Consider the following 18,537-nt stretch of genomic DNA (forward strand, 5'->3'; position numbering starts at 1 on the left):
AATGACAAACTCACGCGATATTTATGATGATTTTAAACATAAAAAAATTAGCCTAATATTTTGGCAATATGCGCTACCATCAATTATTGGGACAACAGTAAATACGCTTTACAATATTATTGATGGAATTTTTATTGGTCATTGGATCGGTCGCGAAGCGTTAAGTGGCGCTGGTATTATTTTGCCTGTGATGAATCTTGCTGCCGGCATTGGTATGTTGGTCGGTATTGGTTCGGCAAGCCGTATTTCGATATTTTTAGGTCGTGGCGAGATAGATAAAGCCGAAAGAGTAGCAGGCACATCGTTTATGTTAACTGCCGTGCTTAGCGGTATTACTTTAGCATTATTACTTTATTTTATTGATCCGGTTTTACACTTTATCGGTTCAAGCCCCACTAATCATATTTATGCACGGGAATTTTTAGAGGTATTTTTACCGGGTAGTATTTTTATCACACTAACATTTAATTACAACAACATGATGCGCGCCAGTGGTTATCCTTTCAAAGCCATGGTAACGATGTTTATCAGTGTGATTGCTAATATTATTCTCGCACCAATTTTCATTATTGCTTTAGGTTGGGGAATGCGTGGCGCAGCGTTTGCAACTACGCTATCGATGTTTATTAGCTTTTTGTTTGTAATGCAACACTTTATCAGCAAAAACAGCAATATTAAATTATATCGTCGCAACTTTAAGCTCGATTTTACTTATGTTAAATCTATTTTATCGATTGGTATGTCACCGTTTGCTATGCAGGTGGCTGCGTCGGTTGTTGTGGTATTTATCAACTGGCAGTTAACCCATTATGCACCAATATCACATGTTTCAAGTGATGATGCAATTGCCGGCTATTCTAACGCTAACCGATTAATTACCCTGATTATTATGATTGTTATTGGCGTAAACCAAGGTATGCAACCGATTATTGGTTATAACTACGGTTCCAAAAATTATGCTCGGGTTAAGGAAACGTTTATTTATGCGGTTAAAATTGCCACCGTCATTACTAGCGTTGGTTTTGTACTAGGTTGTTTTATTCCTGATGTGCTGGTTAGAGCATTTAGCTCTGATGTTGATTTAGTAGCAATATCTGCAATTGCACTACGTTATACTACATTTTCTTTTGCGTTTGTTGGGTTCCAAATGGTAACTACCAGTTTCTTCCAATGTATTGGTATGGCAAAAATTTCTATTTTGTTAAGCCTTTCAAGACAAATTTTAATCTTGTTACCAACACTTTATATTCTTCCATTATTCTTTGATTTAGATGGTGTATGGGCAGCATCACCAACTGCTGATTTGTTATCGACGGGGATCGCTTATGCTGCGTTATATTGGTACTTTAAATCAATTAAAAATCGACACTATCCTAAAAATCACCATTAAAAAAAGGGACATCAGTCCCCTTTTATCTTTCTTATTCATTTATCTTTTTTACCAATTTATATTTCTTTTTCAAATAATGCATCGGTTTTGTTATCGATATAGGCATCTTGGACTATAAATCCATCACTAACACCTTTTAATTCATACTCTTTTTTGTCTTTTTTCAATAATTTCTTCTCTATGGTAAGAATGCTTTTCTGACGACATTTTGGGCATTGGCAATATTGATATTCTAATACATCGATATTTCCTGCTGATTGATCGACTTGGTTAACTATTCCTTTTGTATCAGTATAAAAAGTTGTTTGCGATAATACATCGGCATAACTACCAGTTAAATTGGCAGAAAGTTTAGTTTCTAGGCTTTCATTACTTAATGAAAAGAATTGATATTTTTTGTACCATGCTTGGCAATCTTCACAATAATAATCGTCAATATGAAATGAAACGATTAATGGATAGAAGAAAACAAGTAATTCAATTAAATAAACAACACCCAACATTAAACCAGAAATCTGACTTGTATTCGATTTTCTGGTGATGGATATTTCACGGTATGGAAGAATTTCATCAAACATGATGTCAACGACAGTGAATGGTGAAAAAAACAGTTCAATATAATCTGTAAAATCACCCGAAAAAAGGCCTACTTCAAATCCACATACACTTGAGTAGTAAGCAAATAAACAGATAAAGAATGCCATAAAAAAATTAACCATGGTATTTCTTACTTTTGCTGCTTTTGCAAGAAATGAAGCAAGATAGGCTAACGTCAATCCCATTACAACGACTAAACCAATATCAATTATGACAAACGGAGAATAATAAGAGATGATTGAATAGATAATGCCCAAAGCAATTGCGACAAAAATACCTATTAAAGTAAAGATAATGGTTAAAAGCGGATTAAATTTTTGTGACAACTGATAATGACTAACTGTAGAGCTCATTGTTTTATTCCTTATTATTCCTTAAAAATTATAATACTAATAAAAAAACTTCTAGCTATGTTTAAATGATAATTGTCAATTTTTGTTATTTTTTCCAATAACTAGGACTGAGTTATTAATTTGACTGGTGCATTTTAAACTTGCTCTATGAAAAGTAAAGTTTATTAGACTAGATAAAAGTAAAGATTTTTCTTTTTAATTAAAAATAATCTTTGAAAAAGCAATTCATAATATCTTGATATAAAAAAGGGGCATTGCGCCCCTATTGTTAATTTAATCTACATTGATTGTTTTTTAGAGTAAATAATAAATCAGTCTGTTAATCGATATAAACATTTAAGACTATATTGAGTGAAGGACTTTGCCGATGACAAAATACTTGCTCATTAAATTACTCGATATTTTGTACTTGCTCTCGAATCTGCTCAATCAATACTTTAAGTTCAATCGCACTTGCAGTTACATCCGCATTAATTGATTTTGAAGCGATGGTATTTGATTCACGATTAAATTCTTGCATCATAAAATCAAGTCGGCGCCCTACTGCTTCGTTTTTCTTTAAGATTGCATAAGTTTCTTTGACATGAGTCATTAATCGATCTAACTCTTCAGCCACATCAATTTTTTGTGCAACCATCACAATTTCTTGTTCAAGACGTGAGCTATCAAGTTCAATATTGGCTTCTTCTAGTTTACTTTTTAAACGCTCTTTCTGCCAATCTAAGATTTGTGGCATCCAATCTCGAATTTTATTAACTTCCAGAGTTATTGCGTCTAAGCGTTGAGTAATTAATTCGCTTAAGGCTTTACCTTCACGTTCACGAACAGTGATAAATTCATCGATTGTCTTTTCAAGTAAAGCTAAAATTTCTTGCGAAATTGCATCTAAATTTTGTTCTTTACTCGACATCACTCCCGGCCAACGTAACACATCAAGCGGATTGATTGGACCGGTTTGGTATTCACGTTTAATCCAATCACCTGCATTTAATATCTGTTTAGCCAGCTCAATATTTAATGATAACTCTTGGTTCTGAGTAGCGGGATCAAGTTCGAAGCGTAAGTTACATTCAATCTTTCCGCGAGTTAATCGAGCACGAAGACGCTCACGAACGATCGGCTCAAGTGAGCGGAATTGTTCTGGTAAACGAATATAGGTTTCTAAGTAGCGTTGATTGACCGAACGCAACTCCCAAGACGCATTACCCCATGATTGGTTCAACTCTTTTCTCGCATACGCGGTCATACTAGAAATCATAATAGGTTCCTAAATTTATAAAAACTTAGTGTGCATTGTATCACAAATTCTGTATAATGTGCCCTTAGCTTAGGCTAAACATCGACGCTTTCTTGTTGATGTCCCCCTAAAAAATTAATTCGAAGATAAAATAAACTGCTGGAGAATTGCATGCGCCCGTCTGGTCGATCTGCGGAACAAGTCCGCCCAATCAAAATAACCCGTCATTACACTAAGCATGCAGAAGGTTCTGTATTAGTCGAATTTGGTGAAACCAAAGTACTTTGTAATGCAACAATTGATGAATCTGTACCCCGCTTTTTAAAAGGTCAAAATCAAGGTTGGATCACTGCTGAATATGGCATGTTACCTCGCGCAACAAATTCAAGAACACAACGAGAAGCTGCAAAAGGCAAACAAACTGGCCGAACAATGGAAATCCAACGCCTAATTGCCCGTTCACTGCGTGCGATGGTTGACCTTGAATTATTAGGTGAGTACACCATTACCTTAGATTGTGACGTTATTCAAGCCGATGGTGGCACACGAACTGCATCGATTACCGGAGCTTGTGTTGCACTCGTTGATGCAATAAACACATTAATTTCTAATGGAAAAATCAAAGAAAATCCAATTAAATCTTTAGTGGCTGCCGTATCGGTAGGCATTGTAAACGGTGAAGCTCTATGCGACTTAGAATACATTGAAGATTCTAATGCTGAAACCGATATGAATGTCGTTATGACAGATGATGGTCGTATCATAGAGGTTCAAGGCACTGCCGAGGGTGAACCATTTAGTCATGAAGAATTATTAACCCTATTAGAACTAGCAAAAAATGGTATAAAAACTATTACAGAAGCGCAAAAACAAGCTTTAAAAGATTAATTGGAGAGGATCGATGAAATCATATAAAAGTGAATTTATAGAATTTGCTTTAGATAGGCAAGCATTAAAATTTGGCGAGTTTACTTTAAAATCAGGTCGAAAAAGCCCTTACTTTTTTAATGCAGGACTATTTAATACCGGTAAAGATTTAGCGTTATTAGGTCGTTTTTATGCCGCTGCATTAATCGATGCAGATTTACAATATGATGTTATCTTTGGTCCAGCCTACAAAGGCATTCCAATCGTTTCATCAACAGTGGTTGCCCTATCTGAACACCACAATGTTGATGTTCCTTACTGCTTTAACCGAAAGGAAGCGAAAGACCATGGCGAAGGTGGTAATCTAGTAGGTAGTTCAATATATCAACAACGCGTTATGTTAGTTGATGATGTAATTACCGCTGGTACAGCAATTCGTGAATCAATGCGAATTTTGGAAGACAATCAATCTAAACTTGCTGGCGTATTGATTTGCTTAGATCGTCAAGAAAAAGGCCGAGGTGATTTATCTGCTATTCAAGAAATCAAACAGACTTATCATTGTGATGTAATTTCAATTATTACTTTAGATGATTTGATCCAATACCTCTACCAAGATCCATCACGAAAAGACCAAGTCACCCAAGTCGAAGCCTATCGTGCTGAATATGGAATAAAATAATAAAGCGTCGTAAGACGCTTTTTTATATTCATAAAGTTTTACAATTTTTTTACAACTTTCCAATTAGATTAATTATAATCATCTTATCTTTCTACATTGAACCTACTTTACTAGCCCATTTCACTAGACTGAATAAAGGAAATAAAATGAAAAAAACCTTATTATTAATCCTATTAATGAATATGAGTACCATCTTTCCATCTCACGCCCAAAATAATGCGTTAAACGTTAGCAATAATTATTTAGAACTACAGCAATTAAAATATGGAAAGAACCTTATCCCTGTTGGAGAAATTACCTCCAAAATTACTGATAACATTATATTAAAACCCGATACAGTTGAATTTTATGTAACCTTAGAAACAGAGGGTGAAACATCAACGGAAGCTTCTAATCTTAATGTCGAAACAATGAAGAAGTTAAAAACTTATTTAAATACACTTAATATTACCGACGATAATTTAGTTACCACCGACTACAAAAACAGTGTTAGAACTGTTACGAAACCAGATAGTAAAAACAATACCACTTATGCAGCTATTCTTAATGTTGTATTAACGATTGATAATAATGATAGCTTCATCAATCTTAATAAAATACTTGATAAATATGGTATAAACAACATTTATCAGATTGACGATAAAAATTTGACTAACTACTATGAATTCTCCATTGCTACAACCAGTAATAGAGAAAGTAGAGCAAAGGATGATCTGTACAAAGACTTTAACAATATCGCTAACGAATTAAAAAAGATAGGCTTAACGAACGTATCAATTAAAAAATATATGGTACGCGAAATGGAGGCTAAAGAAATTGAAGAAAAACACTATTTCGTCAATAACACACTAAAAATAAAAATAAATAAATTAGATCTTATTGGTAAAATTATTGCTAAAGCGCAAGAATTAAAGATGCAAGTCAACAATAACATCTCTTATAGTGTTTCGCCTGAAGCAATTCAAGCTGCGCTAAACGAGCATGAAACCCTTTTACTAAACAAATTAAGCGCTAAAGTTGAACGATTACTGGATAAACAGTATGTACTAGGCGCACCAATTACACTTTCACTTGACTCAAGAGATTTTGATACATCATATTCATCATTTAACAACGCCAAAAGTCAAAACCGTTATCTAGGTATGGATAGAAGTGTTGATGATGCTATGGATGTAGATATCAATACCCCACCAGAATATGAAGTCACATTAACTTTATCAGGTACATTCGAAACACTTAAAAAAGTTGAACAAAAGTAGTAGCTGTTAAATTGATAAAATTTCATTTAGTTAGTAATTTATTTTATTAACTAAATGAAATACCTTCGACTATTTTGAATGACTTTGTACATAGAATTTTGCATTGTCGTAATGATAGATAATTCTTGAAAAATCGAAAGGTTCGCCTGCTGTAGTATAAAAAATCTCTTCAACACATAAAGCGGGATCGCCAGGTTTTAATCCTAAATAAGGGGCGATCTCCTCATCTAACTTTATCGCTTTAAAATATTTATCAGAAAAACCAATATTGATTTTACAAATCTCTTTAACGTAACTAAAAATTGAGTTTTCGGCAATTTCTCGATTAAGGTAAGAGATGATCTTTTTACGATAATAAGATTGCTCAAAACCATAAACCTTGCCTTCAACCAAACGTAATCGTTTTATATAATAGACTTCTTCACCATCTTCACACTGTAAGTTCTCTTTTACTTTGGCATTAGGCTGAATAACGTCAACATTAAATACTTGTGAAGCGCCTGGTAAATCATTTAGGTCAACACTAAAACCATGACTCTCTAAAAAATTCAGATAACCCCGTTTTTTGGGTTGCCTAACAAAAATACCACTGCCTTGAATTTGATAGATCACACCGTGCCTTTCAAGGCGATTAAGTGCTTTGATAATGGTGGTACGACTAACTTGATATTGTTGAATTAACCCTTCGATATTAGGCAATTGTGTATCTTTAGGCAGATTTTGTTGATAAATCGACTGTTGAATTTTCTTTGCCACATCTTGGTATTTTAACATTAGTCGTTCTTTGATATTGGTATAAATGATTGACATTCTATACTTATCGTTAATTAAATAAATCAAAATTGCTAGAAAACGCGATCTAGATCACAAACAATAAAATTGGTCATTAACAATTTTCAATTTAAGGATAAGATATGCTCTCTTACCTGTTAAAAGGAGCTTAATTGATGTCATCTAAAATTAGAGATTATAATAAATTAGCAGTTGATATATTAAATGAGTTAGGCGGCGAAAATAATATTGTTTCTGTCGCGCGTTGTGCAACTCGTTTGCGTGTCGTTACTCAAACCACCCCAGCAGAAGCGAAAGAGAAAATCGCCAGTTTGCCGGGTGTTATCACCGTGGTTGAAAAAGGTGGACAAATTCAAGTTGTTATCGGCACAAATGTAGACAAAGTCTATAATGCATTTACGCAATTAATGAGTGGAAACAATAAAGTTGATGTAAATAGCAAAAGTAGTATGTTAAATCGTGTTATCGCCACAATGTCAGCTGTTTTTGCTCCCTTCGTTTATGTTTTAGCGGGAGCAGGTATATTACAAGGGATCTTAATTTTAATTAAGCTTGCCTATCCAGAATTTGAACAAACTGGCACTTGCCAAGTATTTAGCTTTATCTCTTGGGCGCCATTTACCTTTTTACCTATCTTTATTGCCATTACTGCATCGCAACATTTCCGTTGCAACATCTATATTGCAGTAGCATGTTGTGCAGCGCTACTATCACCAACATGGGCAGAAATTGCAACATCAATAAAAAATGGGGGAACATTTGACTTATTTGGTTTACCGTTATCTGAAACCACCTATATGTCAACCGTATTACCACCACTATTTTTAGTATGGTTACTCTCTTATTTAGAGCGTTTCTTAGAACCTCGCTTACACAGCATTATTAAACCATTAGTCATGCCATTAATCTGCTTAGTGATTATGGTTCCATTAACCTTATTAGTAATTGGACCAATTACAGCTGGTGCAGCGCACTACCTTGCAAGCGGATACAACTGGATTGTAAACCTTGCGCCTTGGGTCGCGGGTGCAATTATCGGGGCATTTTGGCAAGTTCTGGTTATATTTGGTGTGCATTGGGGTATTACACCAGTTATTATCGAAAACATTAACCAATATGGTAAGGACTCTTTCCAAGCCTACCAAACTATCGCGGTAATTGGACAAGTCGGTGCAGCATTAGGATTCTATATCAAAACTCGCTCAAAAGAGATGAAAGGTGTATCAATCTCTGCATTTATTACGGGTCTATTTGGTATCACAGAGCCAGCTATTTATGGGGTTAACTTACGCTTTAAAACACCATTTATTTATGGCTGTATATGTGCTGCAATTGGTGGGATGGTCGCTGGTATCTTTACGCCTTACTACTACACCTATGCAGCATTACCTGGACCACTAACTATTGTTAATGCAATTAATCCAGAACATTATGGATCAATCATCGGCGTAGCACTGGGTTCAGCAATAGCACTATTGGGGCCAGTGATTTTAATGCAAATTTTTGGTACTAATGAAAAAGCACAAAGTGATGAAAAAATTGAAAACGACACCCCAAAAGTCGTTCTTGATAAAGTGAATATCACTAGCCCAATGATCGGTAAAGCATTACCACTAAGCGAAGTGCCAGATCCCGCTTTTGCACAAAAATTAATGGGTGAAGGTATTGCTATCGAACCAACAGATAACCATGTTTATGCACCATTTGATGGCGTAGTTAGTGCGGTATTTGAAAGTTCAAAACATGCTATCGGCTTAGTCCTAGATAACGGCGTAGAATTATTAATTCACGTTGGAATAGATACCGTTAATTTAACTAATAACGAATTTAGTTATCACATCAGTATGGGTCAACAAGTTAAAAAAGGTGATTTGCTAATCAGCTTTGATCCACAAGCGGTCAAACAAGCGGGTTATCCATTAATTACACCAATTATTATTGTTAATACAGATCAATACCAATTGATCACATTAACTGAAAATAAAGACGTGAATCTTGACGATATCATATTCGAAATTAAGCAATAACAAGGAATCAAAAATGACTAAAAAACCATTTTTATGGGGCGGTGCATTAGCCGCTCACCAATTCGAAGGCGGCTGGAATGAAGGGGGCAAAGGACCAAGCGTGGTTGATGTCATGACCGCTGGCGCACATGGTGTTGCAAGACAAATCACTCAAGATATCGAAGCAGGCAAATTTTACCCAAATCATACAGCAATTGATTTCTATCATCATTATAAAGAAGACATCAAATTATTTGCTGAACTTGGACTAAAATGCCTCCGTACTTCAATTGCTTGGACTCGAATTTTCCCTAAAGGCGATGAGCTAGAGCCAAATGAAGCAGGCCTACAATTTTACGATGACGTATTTGATGAACTCATTGCGAATGGAATTGAACCGGTTATTACCCTTTCACATTTTGAAATCCCATTACACATTGCTCGCCAATATGGTGGTTTTCGTAATCGTAAAACCGTAGAGTTTTTTGAACGTTTTGCTATAAGTTGTTTTGAACGTTATAAAAACAAAGTTAAATATTGGATGACTTTTAACGAAATCAACAACCAAATGGACACCAGTAACCCAATCTTCTTCTGGACCAACTCAGGTGTACAAGTTAAACCAGGTGAAAATCCACAAGAAGTGCTTTACCAAGTTGCGCATTACGAATTATTAGCCAGTGCTAAAGCGGTTATTGCTGGTAAAAAAATCAACCCTAACTTTGAAATTGGTTGTATGATTTCTCACGTGCCAATTTACCCATACTCATGTAACCCTGAAGACATGATGGCATCAGAAATTGCTATGCATCAACGCTTCTTCTTCCCTGATGTACATGTTCGTGGATATTATCCATCATACGCATTAAAAGAGTTTGAACGCGAAGGCTACAAACTTGATATTACAGAAGAAGACTTAGCTTGTTTAAAACAAGGTACGGTTGATTACATCGGCTTTAGTTACTACATGTCAACGGTCGTAAAAGCGGATGTTAAAAACGACAACCGTGACAACATCGTCAATGGTGCATTACCAAATGCAGTTGAAAATCCATACATTAAAAGCAGTGACTGGGGTTGGCCGATCGACCCAGAAGGATTACGTTACACACTTAATCGCTTATACGATCGTTATCAACTACCACTATTTATTGTTGAAAATGGTTTTGGGGCGATTGATGAACTTGAGCACGACAACCAAATTCACGATAAACCACGAATCGAATACCTCGGCGCGCATATTAAAGCGATGCAAAAAGCGATGGATTACGACGGTGTTGATGTGATTGGTTATACCGCTTGGGGGATTATCGACGTCGTTTCATTCACCACTGGCGAAATGAAAAAACGTTATGGCGTGATTTATGTTGATCGTGACAACGAAGGTAACGGAAGCATGAAACGCTATAAAAAAGAGTCATTCGAATGGTATAAAAATGTAATTAAGACCAATGGTCAAAACTTAAAATAATCATTTAATAATATAAAGGATCTGATTTGCGAATTAAAATCAGATCCTTTCTCATCTAATCAACACATCATCAATCAAAACTTAAAAATAAGTTGCTTTTCAACTTGTGGATCAATCAACGTCACATGAAAACCAATTAACCTAACACCCCGATCATTGCGCCTTTCTAGCCAAACTTTATGAGCTTGTTCAATCAAATCAGCTTTATCCAACTTAGACCAAACATGCTCTTGAGTCGTAAGCTGAAAATCATCAAACTTAAATTTCACACCTTGGCGAGCAATAGAGAGATCGGAGCGAACTTTGCTTAAACGCTTCTCCAACTCCTCAAATAGCGGATCAAATTGCGCTAAACACTCATCCCAACTGTGAATATCATCAACCAACGTGCGCTCTACCCCAACTGACTTGCGTTGCCTATCATTACAGACTTCGCGTTCATCAATCCCTTGGCAACGCTCATATAAAATACGTCCAAACTTACCAAACTGATTAAGTAACTTAGTCAAATCATAATTAACCACATCTTTACAGGTATAAAGCCCCAACTCTGCTAGCTTCTTCTCGGTCACTTTACCGACACCGGGGATCTTCTTCAGTGGAAGTTGCTCAATAAATCCTTCAACCTGATCGGGTGTAATCACATATTGCCCATTTGGCTTATTCATATCAGATGCGATTTTAGCTAAAAACTTAAGTGGAGCCACACCTGCTGACGCGGTTAACTCAAGTTCCTTATAGATTGCTTGTCGAATATCTTGGGCGATTAACGTAGCAGAACCATGACAGAGCTTACAATCCGTCACATCCAAATAAGCCTCATCAAGCGAAAGCGTCTCAATGGCTTGAGTATAACGCTTAAATATTTGATGAATTTGATTGGAAACCTCTTTATAGACAGCATGACGACCAGGAATGACCTTAATATTAGGGCACAGCTTAATTGCCTGTGCCATTGACATCGCACTATGCACACCATATTGACGAGCAATATAATTCGCAGTTGCCACCACACCACGCTTACGTGGATCGCCACCTACGGCGATCGGCACATTGCGATAACGTGGATTATCTCGCATTTCGACAGCTGCATAAAAACAATCCATATCGACATGAATAATTTTTCGCATAATGAAGGTATTAGTATATAGAAAATAACTGTATAAATATACAATACCATACCTTTACTTTATCTGTAAATCACTATTTAGCGAGCTGATCGAAATCGGTTAACCCCTCCTTACCATGAGGATCACCAATCCATCGAGTTGGCTGTGCAAATTTTTCATTCACAATACTTTTTTCGGGTTGATAATCATCGAAGCTTAACCCAGCCAAATCAGACCAAGTATGAATCAAATCCTGAGTACTAAATTTTCGATTCACATAAGACTCAAAATGATTATTAGGATGACTCACTAACCACTTAGGCGATTGCCAAAGCATAAAAGGAACCGTATACATAGCTTTAGTTGGCGCCTTCTCATTACGCCCTAAAACATCATGCGGAGCCGTTTGATAAACTTCCTCACCATGATCGGAAAAATACAAAATAAAACCATTTGGATCACTATTCTTAAATAGCTTAAACAGCTCAGTAGTAACAAAATCATTAAACGCGACCGCATTATCATAACTGTTATAAACTTTTAACTTATCATTATCCAAATCAAAATTTACGCCAGTCTTATCTTTAAAACGCTGATACTCCTCACCTTCCGGATAGCGCAGCTCATATTTCATATGCGTACCGAGCAGATGAATAACAATAAATTTCTTTTCAGCAGGATCATTTAGCACATTCTTAAACGGCTCAAAAACCGACGAATCATATTGTCTGGAACTCTGGTTACGATCATTATTCATATAAAACTGCTCATCAGCTTGCTTAGAGAACATCGTCAACATCGTATTGCGCTTAGTCATCGTTTGTTGATTGGTAATCCAAAAAGTCTTATAGCCGGCCTGTTTCATCAAATGAATTAATGATGGCTTAGAAAGATATAAATCAGGATGTTGCTCATCGGCCAAAGTTAACGCTTGTTGCAAAATCTCGATCGTATAAGGTCTTGATGAAACAACATCATTAAAAGCAAGAAAATTAGGATTATCTTTTTTAAATTGCTCGATTAACGGCGTCGTATCACGCTCATAACCATAAATCCCCATACGGCTACGAGTCGTTGACTCACCAATCACCAGCACTAACGTTCTTGGAGTATTTCCATTGGCATCAGTTAAATTTTCGAATTTAGGCAAGGTTTCGAGATGATTTAAGATTTTTTCCATATTAGAAAGCTGAGAACGATAAGCAATATAACTACTGAGCAATTGCCATGGAACCGTCGTTTCCATCCGACTTAACAGATGCTGGGTAGCGCGCTCAAACGAAGTCTTCTTAATCGCCACACTAATAAACAAAGGCATCAACGCATAAACCACAATGATTATCGACACTAACCATTTAGTCATATTTTTTACATAAACCGGTTTAACCTTAAACCACAAAAACACCCCAACTAAAATATAAATCAATAGTACAGCAATGAGCTTAATACTAAGGTACTGGGAAATAAATTCATGCGACTCATTATAATTCGACTCCGCCATCACAAAAAAAACACTCTGCGAAAACTCCTGTCGATATATCGTAAAATAACCAATCGAAATTAGTGACAACCCACCGACGATAATGCCATAAACGGTAGCAAATTTTTTGGTAATATTAGGAAAAAAGAGAATAGGCACCAGCCAAATCATACTATAAATTATCGAGTCACGAAGCCCAATAAAATTAGCATGTCCTGACAATGCAATGTAAAGTTGTAATGCACAAGAAAAGTAACAGAAATACAAAATAGCATAAACCAACGAGCGCCAACTAAAATTTCTATCCAAATTTTGCTCCAATAATTACAAATAAAAGTGCAACTAAACTAACAAAAACAGATTAACAAAACCTTAAGATGGAACTAATAAAGATTATTTATTGATTGATTATGAAGAAAGGGATTCAAAAACCCCGCTCCTCAACTTTTTTTGATGCAAAAAACGGCTACTAAAAAAACACAGTTTAAGGCCGAATTATTTATTTAGACAACATTGCAGAATTTTAAACCCCAACCCCCCCACTCCTCAACTTTTTTTCGATAAAAAATTAAAAAAACCACCCTAGTTGAAACGGATGATTTATTTTCAATATCCCTCTGCTATTAATGCAATTCACTAAAATAATTCTTCAACGCCTGAATAAACGCACTATCTACCATAGCAGGATATTTATTTGCCTGCCATGATTGTAAAAATAATAGATGTTGAACCGTTAAGGGTTTATTCATATCGTGGAATTCGTTTAACTGTTCGTTTATCTCTTGGGATGTTGTGAGAAGGGATTGTGGTGTTTTTTGCTTCGGTATTTGGCAATGCTTTTGGTACCATAGCTCATAGCCACTTAAATCATAATCACCCAATAACTCATACCCCGTTAAATTAGGGCTTGCATTGGGATAGCGTTTAGTAATAGAACGGGTAGGAAACCCACCGCAAATAATAATTTCATCAATTTTTTTTATATATTTTGCCGTTGCCTTTAAGTTAAAACCCAATAATTGCTGAACCACATATAATGATTGATTATAAAGCTTTAAAAAATTACCTTCAGCAATAAACTGAACCGGACTTTTACTTAACGCGATTTTGTCTTCAATATTCATTTTATATTACTCCTTTAATATCTATATTTTTAACCACCACCTCGGTGCCCAGCATTTTTGCCGCTTAGCCGCAAAATCGCTTTTTATGGCTAAACGACGTTGACTCCTTGAGTCAGCTTACTTTTAATCACCTAATACTATTTTTTATCACTCCCACCCCCGGCCTAAGGATTAAGGACGAAGGAATAAGAACTAAGGATGGGAGCAAAGTCCGGAGTAGCTGGAGGAGGTGTAGTCCAAAATCACGTGACCGTAGCTTGTGTACACGACAAACTGGCGACTACCATCCGGGTCACTAGTCCAGTAATAATAGTCGCTGAAGCCAACGCCTGAATAATCAGGCATACGACCCCACTCAGTGAAAAAACCAGAACCTATATGACGCATGTAAAAATTATGGAGGGCGGAAGGGGTGGCGCCGACTGAACCCTGACAGTGAGCGCCTGATTGACTACCACGACAAGATGCATTGGTTAAATCCTTTACCTTAGGTACTTGATAACCAATACTATTACACCAAGATAATGTATTAGGATAAAAGTCCCGCTTAGAATCACGGTTCACGAACCACTGCTTCAAAGTAAAACCATATTTGACGACTGGAGTACCATTAGTATCACGACCGACCAATTCGAAGGTCTGAGGCAAAGATGGAGTGGAAACACGACTAGGACTGGATGAATTAATCTGGGATTGAGTAGCGTAAGGACCAGTTAAAGTAACACGAACGCTTGTAGCAGTAGAATTAGACATTGTGACGGTGATACCTCCCTGAGAAACAGGAGACCAAGACAATGGCTGACTACTACCGGTAATGAGTAAATCAAAGTACAATCCATTAAGACCAGTTGTAGGAAAGTTTCTACCGTAAGAAGATGGGCCAGTTGACTGAGGGATAAAACCCTTAGCAGGGTCCCACATCGAAGCTGGGCCAGCAAAATCAACAGATGGGTCATGAGGCCAATCACCACGCTTACCATACCTTAAGTTAGGCCGAGCAAATCTAACACAAACTGGAGTACCAGGCTTTGGATTGACGTAATAAGTCTCACTACGAGCACTGAAAGTACTACGATTAGGAAATCCGTAACGAGTTGATAATGTACCGTCAGTACTGGATAACGTAACCTTATAAGGTGCAGAATCAGTACATGTCGTTAACACTGTATCACGTGATACAGGCCGATTGTTTCTATCGACGATAGATAAACTTAAAGAACCTGTAGCACTAACGCCAGAATCTCCATCATCATCACCCCAATAATTATTAGGAGGACCGATAAGTGTACTTAAATCGACTGAAGTAGTATCAGTAGGAACGAACATACGAATATCAGCAAAACTCTGACCCACAACCGGCAAGACGATTGGTGCTGAAGAAGATGAAGTATTGGTTGAAGGTGTATATTTAATTCCGTTAGATAGTGTAATCCCAAGCAGACCGTTAACATCAACCGCACGAGTACGACCACCGTCGAAAGTCAGATAAGGTGCACTACCCTGTATCGCATTCCTAGTTGTCTGTGATGTCAATGCGTGACCCGAAAAAGGAAGGAAAAAAGCCACGAAAAAAACAATCTGCCGGGATAATTGGGAAAAGGATCGGAAAAAAGATCGAGAAGAGGATCGCGGAAGCGATCGCGCGAAAATTCGCAGAATTTCACTTGATTGCGTGGAAAAATAAGTTTCAGTGAAAAATTTAAACTGGGTGCTGGACTTAGACGAATTTAAAAGATAGGTTGGCCAGGTTGCCTGTTGCCTGTTGCCTGTTGAAAATTATAATGCATTTTAGACTACCTTGTCAAGTATTTTTTTGATTTATTTGTAATTTTATACTTTTATATCAAATTTTAGCCTTGTAGCTAAAACCGTGTAAAAAGTATAGTGATTGGAAAAACACGATGCAACACTTTTTTTCGCTCATTTACGTTAACTTTTGTAAATAGGATCTAAAAAAGATTTAGATGATAATTGATTAAGCACTGTTTTAATTAAAGATTATCATTATTACAAATCTTTAGAATCACGGTTATTGATCCTAAAAAAATTATTTTAGTATTAAAAATAGTGGTTATGATCATTTAAAAGTTTTAAGTGAAATTTAAAACCTCAAAAACCCGGCTCCTCAACTTTTTTTGTAATAAAAAACCTCAAAAACAAACCCGCCTTAGCGGGTAATTCAAACGTCGCTTAGCCGCAAAATCGCTTTTTTATGGCTAAACGACGTTGACTCGTTGAGTCAGCTTACTTTTAATCACTTAATACTATTTTTTATCACTCCCACCCCCGGCCTAAGGATTAAGGACGAAGAAATAAAAACTAAGGATAGGCGCAAAGTGTGTAGTTGCTGTGGTAGAACAAACTCACGTGACCGTCGTTCGGGTCCACGATAGACTGGTTACCAACACCCGGGTCACTAGTCCAGTACCAAGGGTCGTAGAGGAAGCCAACGCCTGAATAATCAGACATACCACCCCACTCCGTGAAAAAGCCAGAACCTATATGACGCATGTACCAATTACCAGGTGAGGAAGGGGTGGCGCCGACTGAACTACGACAGAAAGAATCGTTGTCAGGACAAGATGCATTGGTTAAATCCCTTACGCTAGGCATTCGATAACCAATACTATTACACCAAGATAAAGCACGAGAATAATAGTCCTGCTTAGAACCTCGGTTGACGAACCACTGCTTCAAAGTAAAACCATATCTGACGACAGCATTACCTCGACTATCACGACCGACCAACTCGAAGGTCTGAGGCAAAGTAGGTTTAGAAATAGAAACAGGAATGGATGACTCCTGCTCGGATGAACTAGCGTAAGGACCCTTTAAAGTAACGCGTACGCTTGTAGCAGTAGAATTAGACATTGCAACTGTGATACCACCATGAGAAACAGGAGACCAAGACAATGGCTGACTACTACCACTAATATCTAAATCAAAGTACAGTCGATTAGCGCCAGTAGTAGGAAAATTTTGATCATAAGAGGACGGGTCTGTTGACCGAGTGAGAAAACCTTTATTAGGGTCCCACGTCGAAGATGGGCCAGCAAAATCACCTGTACCGTAAGTCAAATTAGGACGAGCAAAACATACCACAGCCCCAGCCTTAGGATTGACGTAATAAGTCACATTACGGGCACTGAAAGTACTACGATTAGGAAAACCATAACGAGTAGATAATGTACCGTTAGTACTAGATAACGTAACCTTATAAGGTGAATTACAAGTCGTTAACACGGAATTACGTGATACAACTTGATTGTTTTTATCGACAATAGATAAACTTAAACGACCAGTAGCAGTAACGTCACTATCTCCATCATCATCTCCCCAATAATTATTAGGAGGACCGATAAGAGAACTCAAAGCGACTGAATTAGTATCAGTAGGAACGAACATACGAATATCAGCAAAACTCTGACCCTCAACCGGCAAGACGATTGGGGTTGTAGATGATGAATTGTTAGAAGGCGTGTAATTAGCTCCGTTAGATAGCGTAATCCCAAGCAGACCGTTAGTATCAACTGCACGAGTACGACCACCGTCGAAAGTCAGATAAGGAGGAGTGCCCTGTATCTGATTTGCTGTTGTCTGTGATGTCAATGCGTGACCCGAAAAAGGAAGGAAAAGAGCCACGGAAAAAACAATCTGCCGGGATAATTGGGAAAAGGATCGAAAACAGGATCTGAAACAGGATCCGGAAAACGATCGGAAAAAAGATCGAGAAGAGGATCGCGGAAGCGATCGCGCGAAAATTCGCAGAATTTCACTTGATTGAGTAGAAAAATAAGCTTCAGTGAAAAATTTAAACTGGGTGCTGGACTTAGACGAATTTAAAAGATAGGTTGGCCAGGTTGCCTGTTGCCTGTTGCCTGTTGAAAATTATAATGCATTTTAGACTACCCTGTCAAGTAATTTTTTGATTAATTTACAATTTTATGCTTTTCTGTCAAATTTTAGCCTATTAGCTAAAACCGTGTAAAAAGTATAGTGATTGGAAAAACACGATGCAACACTTTTTTTCGCTCAATTGGGTTAACTTTTGTAAATAGGATCTAAAAAGGATCTAGATGATAATTGATTAAGCGCTGTTTTAATTAAAGATTATCATCATTACAAATCTTTAGAATCACGGTTATTGATCCTGAAAAAATTATTTTAGTA

At 36.9% G+C, this 18,537-nt stretch carries 14 protein-coding genes; 6 read left to right on the top strand and 8 right to left on the bottom strand.

Translation table 11 applies throughout. The features are described from left to right. Nucleotide 1: 1 nt before the first annotated feature. Nucleotides 2–1,390 (top strand): MATE family efflux transporter, encoded by a 1,389-nt coding sequence (locus J3U24_RS01355; RefSeq protein ID WP_267337013.1) that lies wholly within the window; start codon nucleotides 2–4, stop codon nucleotides 1,388–1,390. Between the two features lie 56 nt (nucleotides 1,391–1,446). Here the strand turns inward: J3U24_RS01355 and J3U24_RS01360 are convergent, their stop codons facing one another. Next, nucleotides 1,447–2,340 (bottom strand): hypothetical protein, encoded by an 894-nt coding sequence (locus J3U24_RS01360; protein WP_267337014.1) that lies wholly within the window; start codon nucleotides 2,338–2,340, stop codon nucleotides 1,447–1,449. A 391-nt stretch (nucleotides 2,341–2,731) separates the two neighbouring features. Then, nucleotides 2,732–3,598, bottom strand: a complete 867-nt coding sequence (locus J3U24_RS01365; RefSeq protein WP_267337015.1) for a YicC/YloC family endoribonuclease — start codon at nucleotides 3,596–3,598, stop codon at nucleotides 2,732–2,734. Between the two features lie 150 nt (nucleotides 3,599–3,748). On the opposite strand from J3U24_RS01365, the gene rph reads away from it, so the two are divergent. The 3 genes from rph to J3U24_RS01380 all read left to right on the top strand — a co-directional run bounded on the left by rph (nucleotide 3,749) and on the right by J3U24_RS01380 (nucleotide 6,385). Further along, nucleotides 3,749–4,465 carry a ribonuclease PH gene (gene rph / locus J3U24_RS01370; RefSeq protein ID WP_065561744.1) on the top strand — a complete coding sequence of 239 codons (717 nt, stop codon included), beginning with the start codon at nucleotides 3,749–3,751 and terminating at the stop codon, nucleotides 4,463–4,465. A gap of 13 nt (nucleotides 4,466–4,478) precedes the next feature. Next, nucleotides 4,479–5,126 (top strand): orotate phosphoribosyltransferase, encoded by a 648-nt coding sequence (gene pyrE / locus J3U24_RS01375; protein WP_065561745.1) that lies wholly within the window; start codon nucleotides 4,479–4,481, stop codon nucleotides 5,124–5,126. Nucleotides 5,127–5,272: 146 nt separating this feature from the next. Beyond that, a complete protein-coding gene (locus J3U24_RS01380) occupies nucleotides 5,273–6,385 on the top strand; it encodes an SIMPL domain-containing protein (protein WP_267337016.1) in 1,113 nt (370 codons plus the stop codon). Nucleotides 6,386–6,454: 69 nt separating this feature from the next. Here the strand turns inward: J3U24_RS01380 and J3U24_RS01385 are convergent, their stop codons facing one another. Next, entirely contained in the window at nucleotides 6,455–7,159 is a 705-nt protein-coding gene (locus J3U24_RS01385; protein ID WP_065734532.1) for a GntR family transcriptional regulator, read from the bottom strand. Nucleotides 7,160–7,332: 173 nt separating this feature from the next. Here J3U24_RS01385 and J3U24_RS01390 point away from each other — a divergent pair, with 173 nt between their 5' ends. Next, a complete protein-coding gene (locus tag J3U24_RS01390; protein WP_267337017.1) occupies nucleotides 7,333–9,204 on the top strand; it encodes a beta-glucoside-specific PTS transporter subunit IIABC in 1,872 nt (623 codons plus the stop codon). 13 nt (nucleotides 9,205–9,217) lie between these two features. Next, a complete protein-coding gene (locus J3U24_RS01395) occupies nucleotides 9,218–10,654 on the top strand; it encodes a 6-phospho-beta-glucosidase (protein ID WP_065734534.1) in 1,437 nt (478 codons plus the stop codon). 74 nt (nucleotides 10,655–10,728) lie between these two features. On the opposite strand, the gene dinB is transcribed toward J3U24_RS01395, so the two are convergent. From dinB to J3U24_RS01420, 5 genes are all read right to left on the bottom strand, one after another. Beyond that, nucleotides 10,729–11,784, bottom strand: coding sequence for a DNA polymerase IV (gene dinB / locus J3U24_RS01400; RefSeq protein ID WP_065561749.1), 1,056 nt, complete (start codon nucleotides 11,782–11,784; stop codon nucleotides 10,729–10,731). Nucleotides 11,785–11,857: 73 nt separating this feature from the next. After that, entirely contained in the window at nucleotides 11,858–13,552 is a 1,695-nt protein-coding gene (cptA, locus tag J3U24_RS01405) for a phosphoethanolamine transferase CptA (RefSeq protein WP_267337018.1), read from the bottom strand. A 314-nt stretch (nucleotides 13,553–13,866) separates the two neighbouring features. Next, nucleotides 13,867–14,367: a hypothetical protein gene (locus J3U24_RS01410; protein WP_267337019.1), complete on the bottom strand. Its 501-nt coding sequence runs from the start codon at nucleotides 14,365–14,367 to the stop codon at nucleotides 13,867–13,869. A 192-nt stretch (nucleotides 14,368–14,559) separates the two neighbouring features. Continuing rightward, a complete protein-coding gene (locus J3U24_RS01415) occupies nucleotides 14,560–15,933 on the bottom strand; it encodes a hypothetical protein (RefSeq protein ID WP_267346958.1) in 1,374 nt (457 codons plus the stop codon). Nucleotides 15,934–16,686: 753 nt separating this feature from the next. Continuing rightward, the gene (locus J3U24_RS01420; RefSeq protein WP_267337552.1) at nucleotides 16,687–18,009 is read right to left on the bottom strand and encodes a hypothetical protein; all 1,323 of its coding nucleotides are present in this window, start codon (nucleotides 18,007–18,009) and stop codon (nucleotides 16,687–16,689) included. Nucleotides 18,010–18,537: the final 528 nt, after the last annotated feature.

It is taken from the genome of Gilliamella sp. B2785 (assembly GCF_026537005.1).
In the GTDB taxonomy this organism is placed as follows: domain Bacteria; phylum Pseudomonadota; class Gammaproteobacteria; order Enterobacterales; family Orbaceae; genus Gilliamella; species Gilliamella apicola_E.